Origin of the sequence: Brevibacterium metallidurans (genome assembly GCF_037101285.1) — a bacterium.
Lineage (GTDB): Bacteria > Actinomycetota > Actinomycetes > Actinomycetales > Brevibacteriaceae > Brevibacterium > Brevibacterium metallidurans.
The window spans coordinates 36,517-53,615 of the sequence record NZ_BAAAAF010000002.1 but is presented as its reverse complement, the minus strand read 5'-3'; the positions used below and the strand labels follow the sequence as shown (position 1 = coordinate 53,615).

General features: G+C 68.2%; 21 protein-coding genes. 10 read left to right on the top strand and 11 right to left on the bottom strand.

Annotation, left to right across the window (positions count from 1 at the left end; genetic code table 11):
* Positions 1-33: 33 nt before the first annotated feature.
* Both AACX88_RS02860 and AACX88_RS02855 read right to left on the bottom strand, forming a co-directional pair.
* Complete coding sequence (locus tag AACX88_RS02860; RefSeq protein WP_339391599.1) at positions 34-1,656, bottom strand: HNH endonuclease signature motif containing protein; 1,623 nt, start codon at positions 1,654-1,656, stop codon at positions 34-36.
* A 572-nt stretch (positions 1,657-2,228) separates the two neighbouring features.
* The gene (locus tag AACX88_RS02855) at positions 2,229-3,158 is read right to left on the bottom strand and encodes a cation diffusion facilitator family transporter (RefSeq protein WP_339391598.1); all 930 of its coding nucleotides are present in this window, start codon (positions 3,156-3,158) and stop codon (positions 2,229-2,231) included.
* 176 nt (positions 3,159-3,334) lie between these two features.
* Here AACX88_RS02855 and AACX88_RS02850 point away from each other — a divergent pair, with 176 nt between their 5' ends.
* The 3 genes from AACX88_RS02850 to thiD are packed head-to-tail and all read left to right on the top strand — an operon-like array spanning position 3,335 to position 5,393.
* Positions 3,335-4,021, top strand: a complete 687-nt coding sequence (locus AACX88_RS02850; protein WP_339391597.1) for a class I SAM-dependent methyltransferase — start codon at positions 3,335-3,337, stop codon at positions 4,019-4,021.
* Positions 4,022-4,068: 47 nt separating this feature from the next.
* A complete protein-coding gene (locus tag AACX88_RS02845; RefSeq protein WP_339391596.1) occupies positions 4,069-4,533 on the top strand; it encodes a tRNA (cytidine(34)-2'-O)-methyltransferase in 465 nt (154 codons plus the stop codon).
* Between the two features lie 35 nt (positions 4,534-4,568).
* Positions 4,569-5,393: a bifunctional hydroxymethylpyrimidine kinase/phosphomethylpyrimidine kinase gene (gene thiD, locus AACX88_RS02840; RefSeq protein WP_339391595.1), complete on the top strand. Its 825-nt coding sequence runs from the start codon at positions 4,569-4,571 to the stop codon at positions 5,391-5,393.
* A gap of 163 nt (positions 5,394-5,556) precedes the next feature.
* Here the strand turns inward: thiD and AACX88_RS02835 are convergent, their stop codons facing one another.
* A complete protein-coding gene (locus tag AACX88_RS02835; protein ID WP_009375892.1) occupies positions 5,557-5,811 on the bottom strand; it encodes a type B 50S ribosomal protein L31 in 255 nt (84 codons plus the stop codon).
* A 251-nt stretch (positions 5,812-6,062) separates the two neighbouring features.
* Between AACX88_RS02835 and AACX88_RS02830 the strand changes: the two genes are divergently transcribed.
* On the top strand, positions 6,063-6,626 hold the full coding sequence (locus AACX88_RS02830) for a YbaK/EbsC family protein (protein WP_339391594.1): 564 nt from the start codon (positions 6,063-6,065) through the stop codon (positions 6,624-6,626).
* A gap of 2 nt (positions 6,627-6,628) precedes the next feature.
* Here AACX88_RS02830 and AACX88_RS02825 read toward each other — a convergent pair whose 3' ends face one another.
* Together AACX88_RS02825 and AACX88_RS02820 are read right to left on the bottom strand one after the other, a co-directional pair.
* Entirely contained in the window at positions 6,629-7,408 is a 780-nt protein-coding gene (locus AACX88_RS02825) for a phosphatase (protein ID WP_339391593.1), read from the bottom strand.
* A 148-nt stretch (positions 7,409-7,556) separates the two neighbouring features.
* Entirely contained in the window at positions 7,557-8,642 is a 1,086-nt protein-coding gene (locus AACX88_RS02820; RefSeq protein ID WP_339391592.1) for a DNA glycosylase AlkZ-like family protein, read from the bottom strand.
* A gap of 51 nt (positions 8,643-8,693) precedes the next feature.
* On the opposite strand from AACX88_RS02820, the gene AACX88_RS02815 reads away from it, so the two are divergent.
* The gene (locus AACX88_RS02815; protein WP_339391591.1) at positions 8,694-9,209 is read left to right on the top strand and encodes a hypothetical protein; all 516 of its coding nucleotides are present in this window, start codon (positions 8,694-8,696) and stop codon (positions 9,207-9,209) included.
* 3 nt (positions 9,210-9,212) lie between these two features.
* Here the strand turns inward: AACX88_RS02815 and AACX88_RS02810 are convergent, their stop codons facing one another.
* Genes AACX88_RS02810 through AACX88_RS02800 form a run of 3 tightly spaced genes read right to left on the bottom strand, consistent with a single transcriptional unit; the run spans position 9,213 to position 11,810 of the window.
* A complete protein-coding gene (locus tag AACX88_RS02810) occupies positions 9,213-10,142 on the bottom strand; it encodes a TrmH family RNA methyltransferase (RefSeq protein WP_339391590.1) in 930 nt (309 codons plus the stop codon).
* Positions 10,143-10,189: 47 nt separating this feature from the next.
* Positions 10,190-10,999 carry a sulfite exporter TauE/SafE family protein gene (locus AACX88_RS02805; protein WP_339391589.1) on the bottom strand — a complete coding sequence of 270 codons (810 nt, stop codon included), beginning with the start codon at positions 10,997-10,999 and terminating at the stop codon, positions 10,190-10,192.
* A gap of 25 nt (positions 11,000-11,024) precedes the next feature.
* Positions 11,025-11,810, bottom strand: coding sequence for an ABC transporter ATP-binding protein (locus AACX88_RS02800; protein WP_339391588.1), 786 nt, complete (start codon positions 11,808-11,810; stop codon positions 11,025-11,027).
* Positions 11,811-11,853: 43 nt separating this feature from the next.
* Here AACX88_RS02800 and AACX88_RS02795 point away from each other — a divergent pair, with 43 nt between their 5' ends.
* Complete coding sequence (locus AACX88_RS02795) at positions 11,854-12,588, top strand: hypothetical protein (RefSeq protein ID WP_339391587.1); 735 nt, start codon at positions 11,854-11,856, stop codon at positions 12,586-12,588.
* Entirely contained in the window at positions 12,585-13,235 is a 651-nt protein-coding gene (gene serB / locus AACX88_RS02790; RefSeq protein ID WP_339391586.1) for a phosphoserine phosphatase SerB, read from the top strand. The genes AACX88_RS02795 and serB overlap by 4 nt, the downstream gene beginning before the upstream one ends.
* A 17-nt stretch (positions 13,236-13,252) precedes the next feature.
* On the opposite strand, the gene AACX88_RS02785 is transcribed toward serB, so the two are convergent.
* From AACX88_RS02785 to AACX88_RS02775, 3 genes are read right to left on the bottom strand one after another with little or no spacing between them, the layout of a single operon-like run.
* Positions 13,253-13,741 (bottom strand): SixA phosphatase family protein, encoded by a 489-nt coding sequence (locus AACX88_RS02785; protein WP_339391585.1) that lies wholly within the window; start codon positions 13,739-13,741, stop codon positions 13,253-13,255.
* Positions 13,742-13,751: 10 nt separating this feature from the next.
* Positions 13,752-14,510, bottom strand: a complete 759-nt coding sequence (fabI, locus tag AACX88_RS02780) for an enoyl-ACP reductase FabI (RefSeq protein WP_339391584.1) — start codon at positions 14,508-14,510, stop codon at positions 13,752-13,754.
* Positions 14,511-14,567: 57 nt separating this feature from the next.
* Positions 14,568-15,278 (bottom strand): beta-ketoacyl-ACP reductase, encoded by a 711-nt coding sequence (locus AACX88_RS02775; RefSeq protein ID WP_339391583.1) that lies wholly within the window; start codon positions 15,276-15,278, stop codon positions 14,568-14,570.
* Between the two features lie 116 nt (positions 15,279-15,394).
* Between AACX88_RS02775 and AACX88_RS02770 the strand changes: the two genes are divergently transcribed.
* Genes AACX88_RS02770 through AACX88_RS02760 form a run of 3 tightly spaced genes read left to right on the top strand, consistent with a single transcriptional unit; the run spans position 15,395 to position 17,099 of the window.
* Positions 15,395-16,000: a DUF3099 domain-containing protein gene (locus tag AACX88_RS02770; RefSeq protein ID WP_339391582.1), complete on the top strand. Its 606-nt coding sequence runs from the start codon at positions 15,395-15,397 to the stop codon at positions 15,998-16,000.
* Positions 15,997-16,209: a hypothetical protein gene (locus AACX88_RS02765; RefSeq protein ID WP_339391581.1), complete on the top strand. Its 213-nt coding sequence runs from the start codon at positions 15,997-15,999 to the stop codon at positions 16,207-16,209. The genes AACX88_RS02770 and AACX88_RS02765 overlap by 4 nt, the downstream gene beginning before the upstream one ends.
* The gene (locus AACX88_RS02760) at positions 16,209-17,099 is read left to right on the top strand and encodes an SURF1 family cytochrome oxidase biogenesis protein (protein ID WP_339391580.1); all 891 of its coding nucleotides are present in this window, start codon (positions 16,209-16,211) and stop codon (positions 17,097-17,099) included. Before AACX88_RS02765 ends, AACX88_RS02760 begins: the two co-directional genes overlap by 1 nt.

The window sequence follows — 17,099 nt, the reverse complement described above, 5'->3', positions numbered from 1 at the left end:
CATTATCGAACTAGTGTTCGAAATAGGCAAGATTCAGGCGGCGACATTGCGCGCCCGGGCGTGTCGCGCTTCCGCTTCGAACATCCATGCCACACAATTGCCCAGGTCGAAGCCGTACCCGCCGCCGAGAGTGCTCGGATCGGCCTTCGCCGTCGCCTTCTCGACGACCCGGACGAGCTTCGCCGTGTCGAAGACCCTCCTTCCCGGATGCTCCGAGTCGCAGGCGAACAGCTCGGAGCCGTCAGGCAGGAAGAAGGCGAACGCGGGCGCTCCTTCCAGAGCCCCGGAGAAGGACGCCGCAGTCCGCACGATCGTCAGATCGTGTTCGTGGACGGAGATGTGGTGGGAGCGGCAGAGCAGGACGAGGTTGTCGAGGTCGGTGACCCCGCCGCGCGACCACGGGCGGATGTGGTGGGCTTCGCAGCGTCGGCGGCTGAGGCAGCCGGGGAACTGACACGAGACATCGCGGGCGCTCAGCGCCATCTTCTGTCGCCTGCTCGCCAACCGCCTCGACCGGCCGAGCTTGAGCACGTTCCCCGCCTCGTCCTTGATGATCCCGCTGACGAGCGATTCGCAGGCCAGCCGCTGGGCCGTGGCGGCGGTGATGCCGCCGAATCCGTCGATCCGACAGGTCTCGTCCCGCCGGGCAGGCGACGCTGAGGTGCCGGGCTCCGCGTCGCCGCTGTTCTCCGCAGTCGCCTCAGACGTCCCCGCGGGGACGTCGCCTTCGCTGTGCGTCCCCGCGGGGACGTTCTCAGCGTCACCGAGCACCACCGGGAGGAAGGCGTCGGCGCATCCGAGAAGCACCTCGGCGGAGGTATGGACGAGCATCCGGGCGCGGTCGAGATCGACGGCACCGGAGGACTGTGCGCGGGGAAACGCGCGGATCACCTCCATGAGGCACATGACCTGGGAGATCCGTTCGCCGCGCCGAGGCTGACCACTGCCGGGGGGCTGCGAATCCGTCCCGGATGCGCAGCCGGTCCAGGGGTCGACATCGACAGGCTCGGACGGCACAGTGCTCGCAGCGCACCCGTCCTCGCCGTTCTCGTCCTCTCGGCGTTCGATGACCTGGCGGGCTGTCGAGAGCATGGTGACGAACTCGGCCGCATCGTCCTCAGGCAGGTCGACGACGATGCGCGACCGGCCGGGACCCGCCGAGCAGACGAGGACATCGTCCCGTGGCAGCAGCTGCGGTAGCTCGCCGTTCTCCTCGGCCGCACTGAGCTTCCGATAGTTGCGTGAGACGACGCTGACCTGAGCGCCGGTGCCCAGCTTCGCCAGGCGCAGTGCGTCCTCGTCGGGAATGCGACCGACGAGGCGGGTGACCTCGCGGACCTTGGAGAAGCTGAGGTCTCCGGCGCTCAGGTTCGCTTTGACCAGCGGCATCTCGCGCAGAGCGTGCATCACCCTGACATATTCGCGAGCGGTGTGGGCGCTCACCGCGGCGATGTGCATGACCCAGCCGGCGAGCGACTTCACCCCGATCCACTGCGCCCAGAGCTCTCGCCGTTCGACCTCGTCGATGAGGGCGATGATCCGTGCGTGGCAGTGAGCGACGCAGGCGATGTTGCGCTGGATGGCGGCGACGATCTCGTTCCCGGTCAGCGCGTTGAGTCCGCCGTTCGACTCGGTGCGGTCGGCGCTGTCGGCCACCGGTCTCGGGTCGAAAGGGTTAAGGACAGGCACTCCGGGCGAGTTCCTTGCCAGCTCCTTCACCCAGTCCGGGTCGGACTCCAGGGGCGCCTGACCACTGCGCTCGGATACGGGAGATACGGAAGACACGGGTTGATACGGATCCGGCGGCTTCTCCACCGCCTCGTCTGCAGCGGCCCGCCCCGTTGTCGTGGTCGTCTCGTCCATGTCGGCACCTTCCCCTCGGCCGCATCGGCCGTCGCGGTTCATCCGCCCCCATGGCGTTCGAACCATGAATCCACGGTAGAGGTCGGCACTGACACGAAATCACTCAGCACGGATGAATGCTCGAATCACATTCGACTCAAGACTTCTCTCGAAATCGTTTGTCCTGGTGGTCGACGCGGAGTGAGCGCCGCGATGTGATCGACGCGAGGTCCGCGATGGGGCGCCGGGTTCCGGGCGGACGTCCCCACGGGGACCCATGCGCAATCCGGGCGAAACGTCCCCGCGGGGACGTGGCCGCAGTCCGAACGAGCGTCCCCGCGGGGACGCGCATGGCGAGCAAGACGTCCCCGCGGGGACGCTTCGCCTCACGCCGACACGGCCGGCGCATCCTTCGTTGTGAAGGACACCGTGATCCACGCGTGCGGGTCATCCCCGCCCAGGCGCGCTTCGACCGTGTCGCGGATGCGGTCCCAGTCCTCGAGTGCCCGCGGCGGCAGTCCCTTGGGCACATAGAACACGATCTCGACCGTCCGCGACCGTCCCTGTGCGGAGGCATAGACCCGGTAGTCGTCGAATCCTTCGGCCGCACTCACCTCCTCGGCGACCGCCTCGGCGGAGGTGCGCAGCCCGGGAGGGGTGACGAGCGAGACCTCGGACAGCGCTTTGCGCAGGGTCGAGAAGGGCACGGGGATGAGGACGAGAGCGACGACGGTGAGGACGGCCGGGTCGACGTAGGGCATGAACCAGGCCGCCGCGGTGCCGTCGATGAGCATGCCGATGACGAACGCGATGAGCAGGGCGCCGGTGACGCCGCCGGCCATGATCCAGCCCTTGACGTCCATCGCGACGAACTCCGAGCGGATCCGTTTGTTCGCCCGGTGTTCGAGGACGCCCATGACCACGGTGATGACCACGACGACCGCGGCGTAGACGACCGCCGGACCGAAGTCGACCTCCCGTCCCCCGTTCAGCAGCGCCGAGACGGCTTGGACCAGCGCATACGCGGCCACCCCCATCATGAGCGTCGAATTGACGAGGAGGACGATGGGTTCGAAGTGCCAGAAGCCCATCGTGAACGCGTTCTGCGTGCGCCGGGAGAGCCGGTTGGTCACCGACCGCGAGATGAGGCCCGCGACGGTGAGCGAGACGACCGACATCACCGCGTCCATGAGGGAGAAGACTCCGTCGAAGAGGATCGCGAACGATCCCGAGACGAGTCCGAATCCGATGCCGAGGACGGAGACGAGGAGGATCGCTGCGAGGGAGACCTTGAGTGCCTGCTGTTCGGTGCGCATGCGACGGATCGGTCCCTTCACCTCGGCGGATGTCCTGGCACCATCCTAGCGATCCCGCCGAGGCGGTCCCCCGGTCCGGATCCCACGATGCGTCCCCGCGGGGACGCGTCCGCAATCCGAGCGAGCGTCCCCGCGGGGACGTTTCGTTTACGCCCGGCACCGTCTAGGCTCGTCCCATGAACGCGACCGACTTCGAGACCCCGACCCGCGACTCCTACGATGCGATCGCACAGACCTACGCCGACTGGGTCTCCGCCGAACTCACCGCGAAGCCCCACGACCGCGCCGTCCTCGGCGCCTTCGCCGAGCTCGTCCTCGCCACCGGCCACCCCGAGACGATCGACCTCGGGTGCGGTCCCGGCCGGATCACCGCTTTCCTCACCGGCCTCGGCCTCGATGCGACAGGCCTCGACCTCTCCCCCGAGATGATCGCCCAGGCCACGCGCCTCTACTCCGACCTCGGCTTCACCACCGGGTCGATGACGTGCCTGCCCTACCCGGAGAACAGCTTCTCCGGGGCCCTCGCGTGGTATTCGCTCATCCACATCCCGGACGAGACCCTCGACCGGGTCATCGCCGAGGCGGCCCGCGTGCTGCGTCCCGGCGGCCTGTTCCAGCTGGCCTTCCAGCTCGGTGACACCGTCGATCACTTCTCCGACCTCGCCGGCCACGAGGTCGACCTCGACTTCCACCGCCGCAGCATCGACGACGTCCTCACCGTCCTCACCGCCCACGGCTTCTCCCTCGTCACCCGCATGGAGCGCGAACCCGACACGCACGGCCGCTACCCGGAGTCCACCCCGCAGGGATACCTGCTCGTGCGCCTCGATGCCGACGACCGCCTCGGCGAGGATCACTACTGACGCGCGACGACGGAGGCGACCCCCACGGATGAGATGATGGTCGGGATATGAGCATCGACATCGTCTTCCACACGCCTGAGATCCCCGGCAACACCGGCAACGCGATCCGACTGGCCGCCGTCACCGGCGCCCACCTCCACCTCGTCGAACCGCTCGGCTTCGACCTGACGGATGCGAAGCTTCGCCGAGCCGGACTCGACTACCACGATCTCGCCCACGTCACCGTCCACCCGGACCTCGACCACCTGTGGCGGGTCCTCGGGGATCGTCGGGTCATCGCGTTCACGACGCACACGACCGATTCCTTCGCCGAGGTGGACTACCGCGATGGCGACGTCCTCCTCTTCGGGCAGGAGTCGACGGGACTGCCGACCGAGGTCGTCGACGACGAGCATGTCGACCTGCGGGTGAGGATCCCGATGCTGCCGGGTCGGCGTTCGCTCAACCTCGCGAACTCCGCGTCGATCGCGATCTACGAAGCATGGCGTCAGCGCGGATACGCGGGCGCGTAGACTTCTCGTCGAGAGTTTTCCCAGAAAGGACCACCATGACCGCCAAGCTGCTCACGATCGCCGGTTCCGATGTCTCCGGCGGTGCCGGACTCGAAGCCGACCTGAAGATGTTCGAGGAGTACGGGGCGTTCGGCACCGCCGTCGTCACCTGCATCGTCACCTTCGACCCGGACAACGACTTCGGTCACGTCATCGACTTCATCGAGCCCGAAGTCGTCAACCGCCAGCTCGGTTCGGCGCTTGCCATCCACGAGTTCGATGCGATCAAGTCGGGCATGCTCGGCTCCGTCGAATCCGCGCTCGTCCTCGCCGAGGATCTCAAGTCCAATGAGCTGCCCTACGTCTTCGACCCGGTCCTCGTGTGCAAGGGATCGGGGTCGATGGTCGACCTCAAGGACCTCTTCGTCGAGAACCTCGTGCCGCTGGCCACCGTCATCACCCCGAACCTCGAAGAGGCAGCGGTCCTCGCCGGCGTCGAGCCGATCGAGTCCGTCGAGGGCATGATCGAAGCTGCGAAGATCATCCACGGTCAGGGGGCGAAGAACGTCGTCGTCAAGGGCGGTGCGCGCCTGGCCGGCGAGGACGCGATCGACATCCTCTTCGACGGTGAGACCGTGACGACGCTGGGTTCGCGCAAGGTCAACGACAAGCTCGTCAACGGCGCCGGATGCTCCTTCGCCTCCTCGATCGCCGCCGGCATCGCCACGGGACTGACGATCACCGACGCTGTCGTCAAGGCCAAGGAGACCGTCGCCCACGGCATCGCTGCGAGCCTCGAGAACGCCACCGGCGTGTCCTCGCTCTTCCACCCGGCCGCCCGGACGACTCCCTCCGCCGAGGTGGTCGTCACTCTCAGCTGAGCCTGGCGTCCCTGCTGGGTGCGTGCGTCCGGGCGTCCCCGCGGGGACGCCCGGATTCGAGCGTAGGACTCCGTCCCTGCTGGAGACAGAGAAAGAACCGCCCCACACACCAAGCGGTGTGCGGGGCGGTTCTGTGACGCTGTGCGGTGTGGACCGCGGGCGATCAGCGCTTGCCGAAGCCCTTGTAGCGGTCCTTGAACTTCTCGACGCGACCGGCGGAGTCGAGGATGCGCTGCTTGCCCGTGTAGAACGGGTGCGAGGCGCTGGAGATCTCGACGTCGATGACGGGGTAGGTGTTGCCGTCTTCCCATTCGATGGTCTTGTCGCTCTTCGCGGTCGAGCGCGTGAGGAACTTGGTGCCGGACGCGAGGTCGTTGAACACGATCGGCGCGTACTCCGGGTGGATGTCCTTCTTCATTTTCTTACCTTTGCTGAATCCGCTCAGGCGCCTGGTATGGGTCTCACCCATCCGCCAGTGCCCGAATTCGTCTGCTGAAAACGCTTCACGCCGTAGGAACCGAACGCGAACCGACAGTCCAGTCTAACCGACGCGGCCGGCCAAAGCGATTCGACACCGGGCCCCCGGTGTGCGATGCGTCATATTCAACGTCACGCAACCGGAGTCTGCCAGGTGCCTCCCGGACACACGCGTCTCCTAGACTGCTGTCCATGGAGACTGCTCACAACACCGTCGCCCGCCTGAGCGCACAGTTCGACCTTCGTCCTGCCGCCTCGGCGCCCGAGCTCTTGGCCGCACCGACCGCTGCGGCCCTGCCGACCGTCACCGGTGACGTCGAGGTCTTCGCGATCGACCCGGTCATCGCCGACACCGCGGCCCTGCTCGCCGCGACCGGACTGGGGCCGGAGACCTCGGCGAACTGCGTGCTCGTCGCCGGTTCCCGCAGCGGCGAGGAGCGTATCGCCGCGTGCCTCGTCCTCGCCCACACCAGGGCCGATGTCAACAAGCGCGTGAAGAAGCTCCTCGACGTCCGCAAGGCCTCGTTCCTGACCATGGATCGGGCCGTCGGCGAATCGGGGATGGAGTACGGCGGGATCGGTCCGATCGGCCTGCCGGCGAACTATCGGATCCTCATCGACTCCCGCGTCGCCGAGGCGGACGCGCTCATCATCGGCTCCGGCATCCGCGGGTCGAAGCTCCTGCTCTCCGGACCGACCCTGGCCTCCCTGCCCGCCGCCGAGGTGATCGAGGGCCTGGCCCACGAGATCGACTGAGCTCAGTCGGCGGGCTCGAATCCTGCCCGTTCGAGAACGAACTCGACGAGCGGGTCGTAGAGGAAGGGCGTGACGTCGTCGTCGAGGGGGACGGTGACCTCGACGGCTCCCTGTGCCTCGGCGACGAAGAGCGCCGGATCGTTGCAGTCGGCGTAGCCGACCGTCCGCAGTCCCCGCGCCGAGGCGGCCCCGGCCCACCCGTGATCGGCGACGATGAGATCGGGCAGGGGTTCCCCACGGCGTTCGAGGTCGTCGAGCACGGCCGTCATGGGTTCGGCCAGATGGGTGTGCGGGGTGCCGCCGTGGAGGTGCCAGATCCACACCCGGCCGAGCTCCCGGCAGTCTCCGCCGATCGCATCGACGGGAACCGGGCCCTGCTGGCCGACGACGGTGGCCCCGGCAGCCTCGGCCGCCTCGGCGATGGCCATGTGCACGGGCAGGAGACCGGCCGGGTGACCGGTGGCGAAGAGGATCCTCCCACCGGCGCGGGCGACGTCGCCGATGACGGCGGCCAGCGAGTCGAGGGCGTCGATGCATTTCTCGGTGGAGATCGTGTCGACGCCGTGGGTGAACGCAGGGTCAGGGCGGAGTCCTGCGCGGTCGACCATGAGGGCGAACACGGAGTCGAAGTCCCAGTCCCGAGTGAGTGAGACGCCGAAGTCGAACTGCCTCTCCCCGGCGAGGAAGCGCCGGATGTGCTCGAGGTTGTTCTCCCTCGGGGTGGCGACCTCCCCGGTGATGCGTCCGGTCTCCAGGGCCTGGGCAAGCGTTGTGCGGTCCACTGATCTCCTCATGAGGGGTCGGTCTGTTCGCCGGGTCGGACTGTTCGCAGGGTCGGTCGGCGAACCGGTTCGAGACAACTCTATCCATGAGGTCCGGTTCGGCTGCTCAGCCGGGCCGGGCTCGGTGAGCGCGCGTGGTCTCAGCCGGTCACCGGATGCCGGCGTCGAGGTCCTCCCCGAGCACCCGTTCCAGTCGACGGACTTCGGCCTCGATCGCCTCACGGGGCACATCCGGTCTGTCCGGGAACACCTCGACGGTCAGCCGGTTTCCCCGCTTCCGCCACACCCCGCTGACGACTCCACCAGAGATGAGGAAGTCGGCGCCGCTCGAGAGCTTGACTCGTTGCGCCGGGGGAACGGTGAGCGGATCGGCCGTTCCCGGTCCGAGGATCCACGCATCGAAGCACGGCAGCAGACGCACACTGTCGTCGGGAGCCGACCCGGTGAGGTCGTCCACGTCGGAAGCGAGGACGCGTCGGTCCTGGCCGTCGATGCGGACGGTGGCGATCTCGGCGTCGAGGTGGTCGAGCCACGTCGTCACCCGTTTTTTCGGCACGCTCAGTCCCGCGTTCAGCCAGTAGCGAAGGTTCTCCTCGGACACGGGTGCGTACGAGCGCAGGTAGCGCCGGACCAATTCACGGCCGACGGCATCGACGTCTGCGTGCGGGTCTGTCGCCTCGTCGGTGCGCAGCCGGAACGTCGCACTGCCCTCTCTCGCCGGTCCGAAGCAGATGTCACCCCACCAGTGAAGAGGTTTGTACAGGCAGTCGGACCCGCTCCCGAGCGCTCCGGTCTCCAGGCCCCGCAGTCGGGGAACCCCAGCCAGGTGGGCGGCGATCTCCTCTCGGGTCTTCGGACCGTCGGACAGCAGCTGCCTCAACTCCCGCCGGAAGGGCTCCCACGACTCCATCGCGAATGCTCCCTGCCGTTGGAACCGCGGCGACTCCCACACCCGCGTGATCTGCCGCACTGTGAGGATGAGGTCGGCAGTGGCAGGGGTGAAGATGTACGCGCCGCCGCGGAAGGCATAGGCGGCGATGAGTTCGCCGGACACGAGTGCGTCGGCGACACCGCCGGCTTCGGGCTCTGTCTGTCGGGCGGTTGTGGAGAGTTCGCCGACACGGTCGGGCCATGCCCGGGTCGCGATCATCCGTTCGGCGATGTCGACGGCACCGGCATCCCTGCGCGGGCTCAGGCTGTGCCTGCGCAGCCGCCATGTCAGGGCGCTGAGCATGCGGCCACTCTACCCCTCCCCATATCCGCGGCCCGAGCGTACTCTGGTGGCATGGTCAGCATCGTCAGCAGTCCATCCGCCTGGTTCGACAGCGCAGTCGCCGATCTCGACGACGACGTCATCCTCGTCAGCCCGCACATCGTCGCGGGCTTCGCCCAGTTCATCGCCGAGGCGGCCGCCGGCTCCCCGCGGACGTGGGCGGTGGTGACGACGATCGATCCGACGGCTGCGGCCCGCGGGTATCTCTCCGTCGACGGCCTGCGGATGCTCCTCGACGCCGAGGTGCAGATCCAGCACGTCGATCGGCTGCGCACGCACTGCTTCTTCGTCGGTCGTCGGGCGCTGCTCGGCACGGCGAACCTCGGAACGGCCGACGAGAGCTCAGGCTATCTCGATGCGGAGGATGAGGCGTCCGATGAGGATGCCCCGGGTGCGCCGATGGAGTTGGCCGTCGAACTCACCGGGGATCAGCTCGCCGAGGCGTGGGCCCGGATCGCGCGTCGGCGCTCCGTCGTCGTCACCGCCCGGGACCTCGACTGGCTGCGCGCGCAGGTGCGGCAAGCCTGAGGCTCACGCCCCCTGCAGGGCGAAGCACGTGACCGCCGAGGCGGCGGCGACGTTGAGGGAGTCGACTCCCCCGCTCATGGGGATCATCACCGTCGAATCGCTTGCTGCGATGGTTCCCCGGGCCAGTCCGTCGCCTTCGGTGCCGAAGACGACGGCGGTGCGCTCCGGGGCTGCGGCCGCGAACTCCTGGATCGACACGGAATCCTCGTCGAGGGCGAGGGCCGCGACGTGGAAGCCGAGCTCCCGCAGGGTCTCGACACCGCCGGGCCACGGGTCGATCCGCGTCCACGGCACCTGGAACACCGTGCCCATCGACACTCGGATCGCCCTGCGGTAGAGCGGGTCTGCGCACCGTGGGGTGACGAGGACCGCGTCGACGCCGAACGCCGCGGCGGACCGGAAGATCGCGCCGACGTTCGTGTGGTCGACGACGTCCTCGATGACGACGACCCGCCGGGCCTCTGCGAGGAGGTCGGTGACGAGCGGCAGCGACGGCCGGTGCATCGCCGCAAGCGCCCCGCGGTGGAGGTGGAAGCCGGTGAGGGATTCGACGGCGGCATCCGTGCCGATGTGGATCGGTGCGTCGCCGGCCGCGATGAGGTCGGCCAGGTCGAAGAGCCACTTCGGGCTGGTGAGGAACGACCTCGCGGTCATCCCAGCGGCATGGGCACGGCGGATGATCTTCGAGGACTCGGCGATGAAGAGCCCCTCGGCGGGTTCGCGCACACTGCGCAGGGCGACGTCGGTGAGGTCCGTGTAATCGGCCAGTCCCCCGGCGTCCCCGCGGGGACCCCCGTCCGCGGTCCGATACGTTGCCTGAGCCGTCAGCGTGTCCTCGTCGAAGAAGTGCAGGCGCTCGCCTGCGATGCCGAGCTCGGCGGCCCGGGCGATGATCTGCTCACGGGTGAGCGGAGCCTTCGCGGGAGTGTTCACAGTGCTTCTCCGTTCACTGGGCGTGGCCATTCACAGTGCGTGACCGTTCACAGGGTGAGGATCCGCACGATCGCGACGAGCCCGAGGACGACGATGACCGTGCGCAGCAGGCCTGGCGAGAACTTCCGCCCCACCCGGGCACCGAGGTATCCGCCGATGAGCGAGCCGACGGCCACGCAGATGACGGCCGTCCAGTTGATCCGGTCGTGGCCGACGATGATGTACGTCGTCGCCGAGACCGTGTTGACGACGAGGACGAGGACGTTCTTGAGCCCGTTGAGCCGCTGCAGGTCATCGGTGAGGATGAGCCCGAGGAGGGCGACGAGGATGATCCCCTGCGCGGCCGCGAAGTACCCGCCGTAGATCGCGGTGAGGAAGATGACGACGAGGGCGAGGATGTACTTCCCCGTCGACAGCCCGCCTGGGTCGGCCGCCTCGGCGAGGTCATGGCCCTGCTCCCGCCGACGCAGGGCCCGGGCCTTGAGATGTCGGGAGAGGTAGGGCTGGCCGACGACCATGATGAGGGCGAGGACGAGGAGGATCGGCACGATCGTCTCGAACGCGTCCTCGGGCAGGTGGAGGAGCAGATACGCGCCGAGGAGGGAGCCGGCCAGCGACGCCGGGACGAAGCCGGCGAACCGCTTCCACTGGCCCTTGAGCTCCTCCCGGTACCCGAAGGACGAAGCGATGTTGCCGGGCACGAGGCCCACGGCGTTGCTCATCGTCGCCACCACCGGCGGCACCCCGAACGCGACGAGCACGGGGAACGTGATGAGCGTGCCGGAGCCGACGACGGCGTTGATCCCGCCGGCGCCGATGCCGGCCAGGACGATGAGGGCGATCTGCCAGAGTTCCATGGACTCCATGTGCTGCGGGCGAAGCCTACGACTGGGAGCGGGCGTGGAAGCGCTGTCCGTCGCGGCTGAGCTTGACGTCGAGGCCGAAGGTCTCCGAGAGGCTCTCCGCCGTCAGCGTCTCCTCGATCGGTCCCGAGGCCACGGTCGTACCCCCGCCGAGGAGGAGGGCGTGGGTGATGCCGGCCGGGATCTCCTCAACGTGGTGGGTGACCATGATCGTCGCCGGGGCCCACTTCGAGGACAGGATCTCCGTGAGCGCCGACAGCAGCTCCTCGCGTCCCCCGAAGTCGAGACCGGAGGCCGGTTCGTCGAGGAGGAGGAGCTCGGGATCGGTCATGAGCGCCCGGGCGATCTGCACCCGCTTGCGCTCGCCCTCGGACAGGGTGCCGAAGGTGCGGTCGGCCAGGTGCATGATGTCGAACGCGCCGAGGAGGTCCTTCGCGCGGTCGATGTCGGTCTTCTCGTACTCCTCGACCCAGCGACCGGTCACGCCGTAGGCGGCGGTGAGCACGGTGTCGAGGGCGGCCTCCGAGTTCGGGATCCGACCGGCCAGGGCGGTCGAGGCGTAGCCGATGCGCGGCCGCAGTTCGAAGACGTCGACCCGGCCGAGGCGCTCTTCGAGGATGCCGACCTTGCCCGTCGTGGGATGCATGCGTCCGGCTGCGAGTTCGAGCAGCGTCGTCTTCCCGGCGCCGTTGGGTCCGAGGACGACCCAATGCTGACCTTCGGAGACGGTGAGGGAGAAGTCGCGGAGGAGGAAATTCGTCCCCCGGCGCACGGACACATTATCCACAGTCAGGACATCGCTCATATCACCCAACTCTATCTCAGCGGTGGGTCTATTCTGGTCCGACATGGACGCACATCTCGACTCGCTGCTGCTCGCTCTGGCACTCAACCACCGCCTGGCCGGGACCTTGGCCCCGGATGCCGTGAGCACGGCCTTCCTCGACGCCGACCGTGAGGTTCCTCTCATCGTCGCAGACGGTGTGCTCGGCACCGACACTCCGACCGGGCTCCTGCTCTTCGCGGCCGCCGCGAAGGCCTCCGGGATCACCCACGCCCGGCTCGCCCTCAACCATCCCTCGCTGCCGCACACGATCCCGCCTCTTGAGCGGGAGGACCGGGCCCGGGTGGGCCGTCACCCGGCCCCCATCGTCCTCCACCGCGGTCCTGAGCAGGTGGGGATCATGCTGCTCGGCGCCGAGGAGAACGTCGAGGTCATCGCCTGCCGGGAGTCCGTCTATCACCCCGTGTCCGTCGACACTCCCGCCGAGGCGCTGCGCCGTCTGCGTCTCCTCGTCATGGAGGGTCTGTCGATCATCGAGACCATCGAGGTGCCCGAGGCGTGGCGGACCGCGCCGTGGCGGGACTGGCAGGCCGATCTCTCCGATGACCACCCGCTGAGCACCCTCCTGCCCGTCGACGCGGACTCCCGGGCCGTCTATGCGGCACTCGACATCCACGATCGGATGCGCACCGTGCTCGCCCCGGCCACGGTCGACCCGCCCGCGTTCGGCGATCTGCTGTCTCGCCTCCACCCTGCCGCCGCGGCCTACGTCACGGCGGTGGCTACGATGAAGGGGTGAGAGACTTCCGCGCGCTTCCCGGTCCCGTCCAGCTGCTCGTCATGGACGTCGATTCGACGTTCATCAACGAGGAGGTCATCGACCTCATCGCCGACCATGCCGGGGTCGGCGACCGGGTCGCCGACATCACGGAGCGGGCCATGGCCGGTGAGCTCGACTTCGCGGCCTCCCTAGCCGAGCGGGTCTCCCTCCTCGCCGGGCTGCCGGTCACCGTCATCGACGAGGTCCGTGAGCGCATCACCCTCACCGAGGGCGCGACCGAGCTCGTCGCCGCCGTGCAGGAGGCAGGGGGCGCAGTCGCCCTCGTCTCCGGCGGGTTCACCCCGGTCATCGCCCCCCGTGCCGCACAGCTCGGCATCACCGAGGTCCATGCCAACGGCCTCGAGGTCGCAGACGGTCGGCTCACCGGACGGACCGAGGGTCGCGTGGTCGATCCGGCGGCGAAGGCGGAGATCTTCTCGGCCCTCGTGGCCGCATACGACTGCGACCCCGAGCGGACCGTGGCGATCGGTGACGGTGCCAATGACATCGGCATGATCGCCCGGGCCGGGCTCGGGGTCGCCTTCTGTGCGAAGCCCGCGCTGGTCGCCGCCGCCGACGTCGCGGTGACGGAGCGGGACCTGCGCACGGTGCTCAGGTATCTCTGAGTTCAGAGAGCTTTGGCTCAGATCCCTCTGAACGACTGGATCTCAGGGACGGGGAAGCTGCCGGGTTCGACGTTCCACGACGGGATGTCGAAGACCGCGATCGATGAGGGACGGAACCCCTCGGGCACCCCCGCCTCGGCGCTGAGGTGACCGATCACCTCGGCGACGGTGGGCTGGTGCCCGACGATGTAGGCGCATTGGGATCCGGCAGGGATCGATCGGATCGCATCCATCCAGTCCTCGACTCCCCCGCCGTAGAGCGAGGGGTCGAGGATGAGCTCGATCTCTGCCTCGGCGTGCCGGTTGACGGCTTCGACGACGGCCTGACCGGTCTGGACGGTGCGCCGGGCCGCCGAGGCGATCGCCACCTCGGGCGACCAGCGCTCGGCGATCTCCGCGCCGGCTTCGACGGCCTGGGCGAGCCCCGTCGCACTCAGGGTGCGTTCGACGTCGCTGCGGCCCTCCGGCTCCGCCTTCGCGTGACGGGCGAGGATGAGCACTGGCATGGCGGTGGCCTCAGGCTCCGGTGGAGTGGAAGCCGCCGTCGACGTGGATCATCTCACCGGTCGTGGCGGGGAACCAGTCGGAGACGAGGGCGACGATCGCCTTGCCTGCCGGGGCGGTGTCCTTCTGATCCCAGCCCAGCGGGGCGCGCTCGCCCCACATGTCCTCGAGCGTGCCGAAGCCGGGGATCGAGGTGGCAGCCGTCGTCTTCAGCGGTCCCGCCGAGACGAGGTTGACGCGGATGCCCTTGTCGCCGACGTACTTCGCGAGGTAGCGGGCGGTCGACTCGAAGGCGGCCTTGGCCACGCCCATCCAGTCGTAGACCGGCCACGAGATCGTCGCATCGAAGGTGAGGCCGACGACGCCGGCGCCCGGGTTGAGCACGGGCAGGGCGGCCACGGTGATCGCCTTGAGCGAGTACGCGGAGACGTGGATGGCGGCCTGCACGGACTCCCACGGGGTGTCGAGGAAGACACCGCCGAGCGCGTCCTTCGGGGCGAAGGCGATCGCATGGACGATGCCGTCGATGTTGCCCTCGAGACGTTCGGGCAGGGCGGCGAGGTCCTCTTCGTTCGTCGCGTCGAGTTCGATGACCCGCGGGGTGACGGGCAGGCGTTCGGCGATCACCTGAGTGATCTTCATCTGCCGGCCGAAGCTCGAGAGGATGACCTCGGCTCCCTGCTCCTGCGCGATCTTCGCTGCGGCGAAGGCGATCGAGGCTTCCGTGAGCACACCGGTGACGAGGATGCGCTTTCCCTCAAGAATTCCCATTGCGGTCCTTTCTCAGTTCAGGTTCGTGGTCTCAGGCCGGGGCCTGCGTGATCGGTCTCAGTGTCCCATGCCCAGGCCGCCGTCGACGGGGATGACGGCTCCGGAGATGTAGGCGGCGTCGTCGGAGGCGACCCAGCGCACGACTCGGGCGACCTCATCGGCTTCGGCGAAGCGCTTGGCGGGGATCGTGGAGAGGTACTCCTTGCGCTGCTTCTCGTCGAGTTCGTCGGTCATGTCCGTGCGGATGAAGCCGGGGGCGACGACGTTCGCGGTGATCCCGCGCGAGCCGAGCTCACGGGTGATCGACCGGGCGAGACCGACGAGGCCGGCCTTCGACGAGGAGTAGTTGCCCTGTCCGGGCACACCGTAGAGGCCCGAGACGGAGGAGATGAGGACGATGCGTCCCTTCTTCGCCCGGATCATGTTCGTGATCGCCCGCTTGACGGTTCGGAAGGCACCGGTGAGGTTCGTGTCGACGACGGAGGTGAAGTCGTCTTCGCTCATGCGCATGAGCAGGTTGTCCCGGGTGATTCCGGCGTTGGCGACGACGACCTCGACGGGACCGAGCTTCTCCTCCACCTCGGCGAAGGCGGCATCGAGGGAAGCGGAATCGGTGACGTCGGCGGCCACGGCCAGCGCCCCCTCCGGGGCGTCTCCGTTGCGCGAGGTCACGGCCACCTTGTCACCGCCGGCGAGGAACTCCTCGGCGATGGTGCGGCCGATCCCGCGGTTGCCTCCGGTGACGAGGACTACACGTGGTTCTGACACGGATCTCTCCTGTTGTTCGACAATACGCTCACAAACCTACCGTGTCCGCGTGCTCGGAGACATGCTCACACAAACGAAGCGTATGATTTTGTAGGTAGACCCGAGTGAAGAAGGTTATGTCCAGGCACCCGCAGCAGATCACGAGCGCAGACACTGCCCTCGACGACGACATGAAGTCGCGGATCATCAAGTACTCCATCACGATGACGATCCGCACCCTCTGCTTCGTAGCCGCCTATTTCGCATTCATCTCCTCCCAGCAGGTGCTGATGTGGGTATTCGTCGCCGGCGCTGTGCTCCTGCCCTACCCTGCGGTGATCTTCGCCAACGCCGGACGCGAGCGCAGCCGTGACGACCGCTCCGCGCTCATCGACTCCGCCCCGCTCGACGCCCTGCCGCCGGGACGCGGGGAGACGATCAGCGAGGACGGGGCCACCGTCATCAACGGGGAGACCGTCGACAGCAGCGTGACCGTGGACGGCAGCGAGACCGTCGACCCGGAGACCTCGCCCGCCGGTGGGCAGAACCGCACCAGCGCCGAGGCGGGGCATCCTGCGAGTTCGGCCGACGACGGCCGTGAGCATCTCTTCACCGCCGACATCGCCGGCGAGGTCGTCGACGAAGGCGAGGTCGCCGACGCCGACAGCACCTCGGGCGCAGACGTGCATGAGGGCCGCACCAAGGCCGGTGACGGCAGAGCGCACCGTGGCGGACGTCGATGACCGACGCGCTGCGCTGCTCGGCGAAGGGCTGCCGAGCGGATGCCACCCGGGCCATCCTGTGGAACAATCCCGGCCTGCACACGCCTGAGCGACGCAAGGTGTGGCTGGCCTGTGACGACCATCTCGACCATCTGCGCGATTTCCTCACCCTGCGCAGCTTCTACCGCACAGACGTGTCCGTCGACGAGATCCCGGAGGGCGCCGGCTGATGTCCCGCTATTCGTTCCTCTTCAGTGCCCGCTGGCTCAAGTACATCGCGATGACGATCATCGTCGTCATCGCGTGCGTGTTCCTCGCCCTGTGGCAGAAGGACCGCCGCGCCGAACGCCAGCACGAGATCGACACCATCAACGCGAACTACTCCTCCACCCCGGTCGAGATCGCACAGATCCTGCCCGACACCTCGGCGAGACTGGCGGCCGACGAGGAATGGCGTCAGGTGCGCCTGACCGGACAGTTCCGCCCGGCCGACACCGTGCTCGCCCGCAACCGCACGGTCGAGGACAAGGTCGGCTTCTACGTCGTCGTGCCCTTCGCCCTCAACACAGGCGAGACGATCGCCGTCGTGCGCGGCTGGGTGCCCGAGGCCAATGCGGTCCCGGACCCGCCGAGCGGTGAGCAGACGATCATCGCGCGCCTCAAGATCGCCCAGGACGGGTCGAAGGACACCAATCCGAAGGGGATGATCAAGGCGATCGATCCCGCCCGGATCCCCGGCATGGTCGACGCCTTCGCCAACGTCTACGCCGAGGAGGCCGACGTCGCCTCCGTGCCGGGACTGACCCCCCTGCCGGCCCCGGACCTCAACCCCGGCAACCACCTGTCGTACATGCTCCAGTGGTTCGCGTTCGGGATCATGATCATCATCGCCGTGTCGATCTCGGCCAGGCGGGAGCGCAAGGCCGCGGCAGAGACGCTCAGCCACGACGCGGCGGCGGCCGAATTCGTCGTCGTCGACAAGGCCGCGCTCGACGCCGGGGCGAAGCTGAGCGAACCCGGCAGGCGCTACGGTCGCGGCCGACTGGCCAGCCCCAGCGCCCACGGACGCGACGAAGCCGACGAGGACGAGGTCCTCGAGGAGCGGTTCCGCTCGAGCTGA

Bases quoted from the DNA above. Each gene is read 5' to 3' on its own strand.
- AACX88_RS02855 (WP_339391598.1), bottom strand. From the start codon at position 3,158: ATGCGCACCGAACAGCAGGCACTCAAGGTCTCCCTCGCAGCGATCCTC.
- AACX88_RS02850 (WP_339391597.1), top strand. From the start codon at position 3,335: ATGAACGCGACCGACTTCGAGACCCCGACCCGCGACTCCTACGATGCG.
- AACX88_RS02845 (WP_339391596.1), top strand. From the start codon at position 4,069: ATGAGCATCGACATCGTCTTCCACACGCCTGAGATCCCCGGCAACACC.
- thiD (WP_339391595.1), top strand. From the start codon at position 4,569: ATGACCGCCAAGCTGCTCACGATCGCCGGTTCCGATGTCTCCGGCGGT.
- AACX88_RS02835 (WP_009375892.1), bottom strand. From the start codon at position 5,811: ATGAAGAAGGACATCCACCCGGAGTACGCGCCGATCGTGTTCAACGAC.
- AACX88_RS02830 (WP_339391594.1), top strand. From the start codon at position 6,063: ATGGAGACTGCTCACAACACCGTCGCCCGCCTGAGCGCACAGTTCGAC.
- AACX88_RS02820 (WP_339391592.1), bottom strand. From the start codon at position 8,642: ATGCTCAGCGCCCTGACATGGCGGCTGCGCAGGCACAGCCTGAGCCCG.
- AACX88_RS02815 (WP_339391591.1), top strand. From the start codon at position 8,694: ATGGTCAGCATCGTCAGCAGTCCATCCGCCTGGTTCGACAGCGCAGTC.
- AACX88_RS02805 (WP_339391589.1), bottom strand. From the start codon at position 10,999: ATGGAACTCTGGCAGATCGCCCTCATCGTCCTGGCCGGCATCGGCGCC.
- AACX88_RS02800 (WP_339391588.1), bottom strand. From the start codon at position 11,810: ATGAGCGATGTCCTGACTGTGGATAATGTGTCCGTGCGCCGGGGGACG.
- AACX88_RS02795 (WP_339391587.1), top strand. From the start codon at position 11,854: ATGGACGCACATCTCGACTCGCTGCTGCTCGCTCTGGCACTCAACCAC.
- AACX88_RS02785 (WP_339391585.1), bottom strand. From the start codon at position 13,741: ATGCCAGTGCTCATCCTCGCCCGTCACGCGAAGGCGGAGCCGGAGGGC.
- fabI (WP_339391584.1), bottom strand. From the start codon at position 14,510: ATGGGAATTCTTGAGGGAAAGCGCATCCTCGTCACCGGTGTGCTCACG.
- AACX88_RS02770 (WP_339391582.1), top strand. From the start codon at position 15,395: ATGTCCAGGCACCCGCAGCAGATCACGAGCGCAGACACTGCCCTCGAC.
- AACX88_RS02765 (WP_339391581.1), top strand. From the start codon at position 15,997: ATGACCGACGCGCTGCGCTGCTCGGCGAAGGGCTGCCGAGCGGATGCC.
- AACX88_RS02760 (WP_339391580.1), top strand. From the start codon at position 16,209: ATGTCCCGCTATTCGTTCCTCTTCAGTGCCCGCTGGCTCAAGTACATC.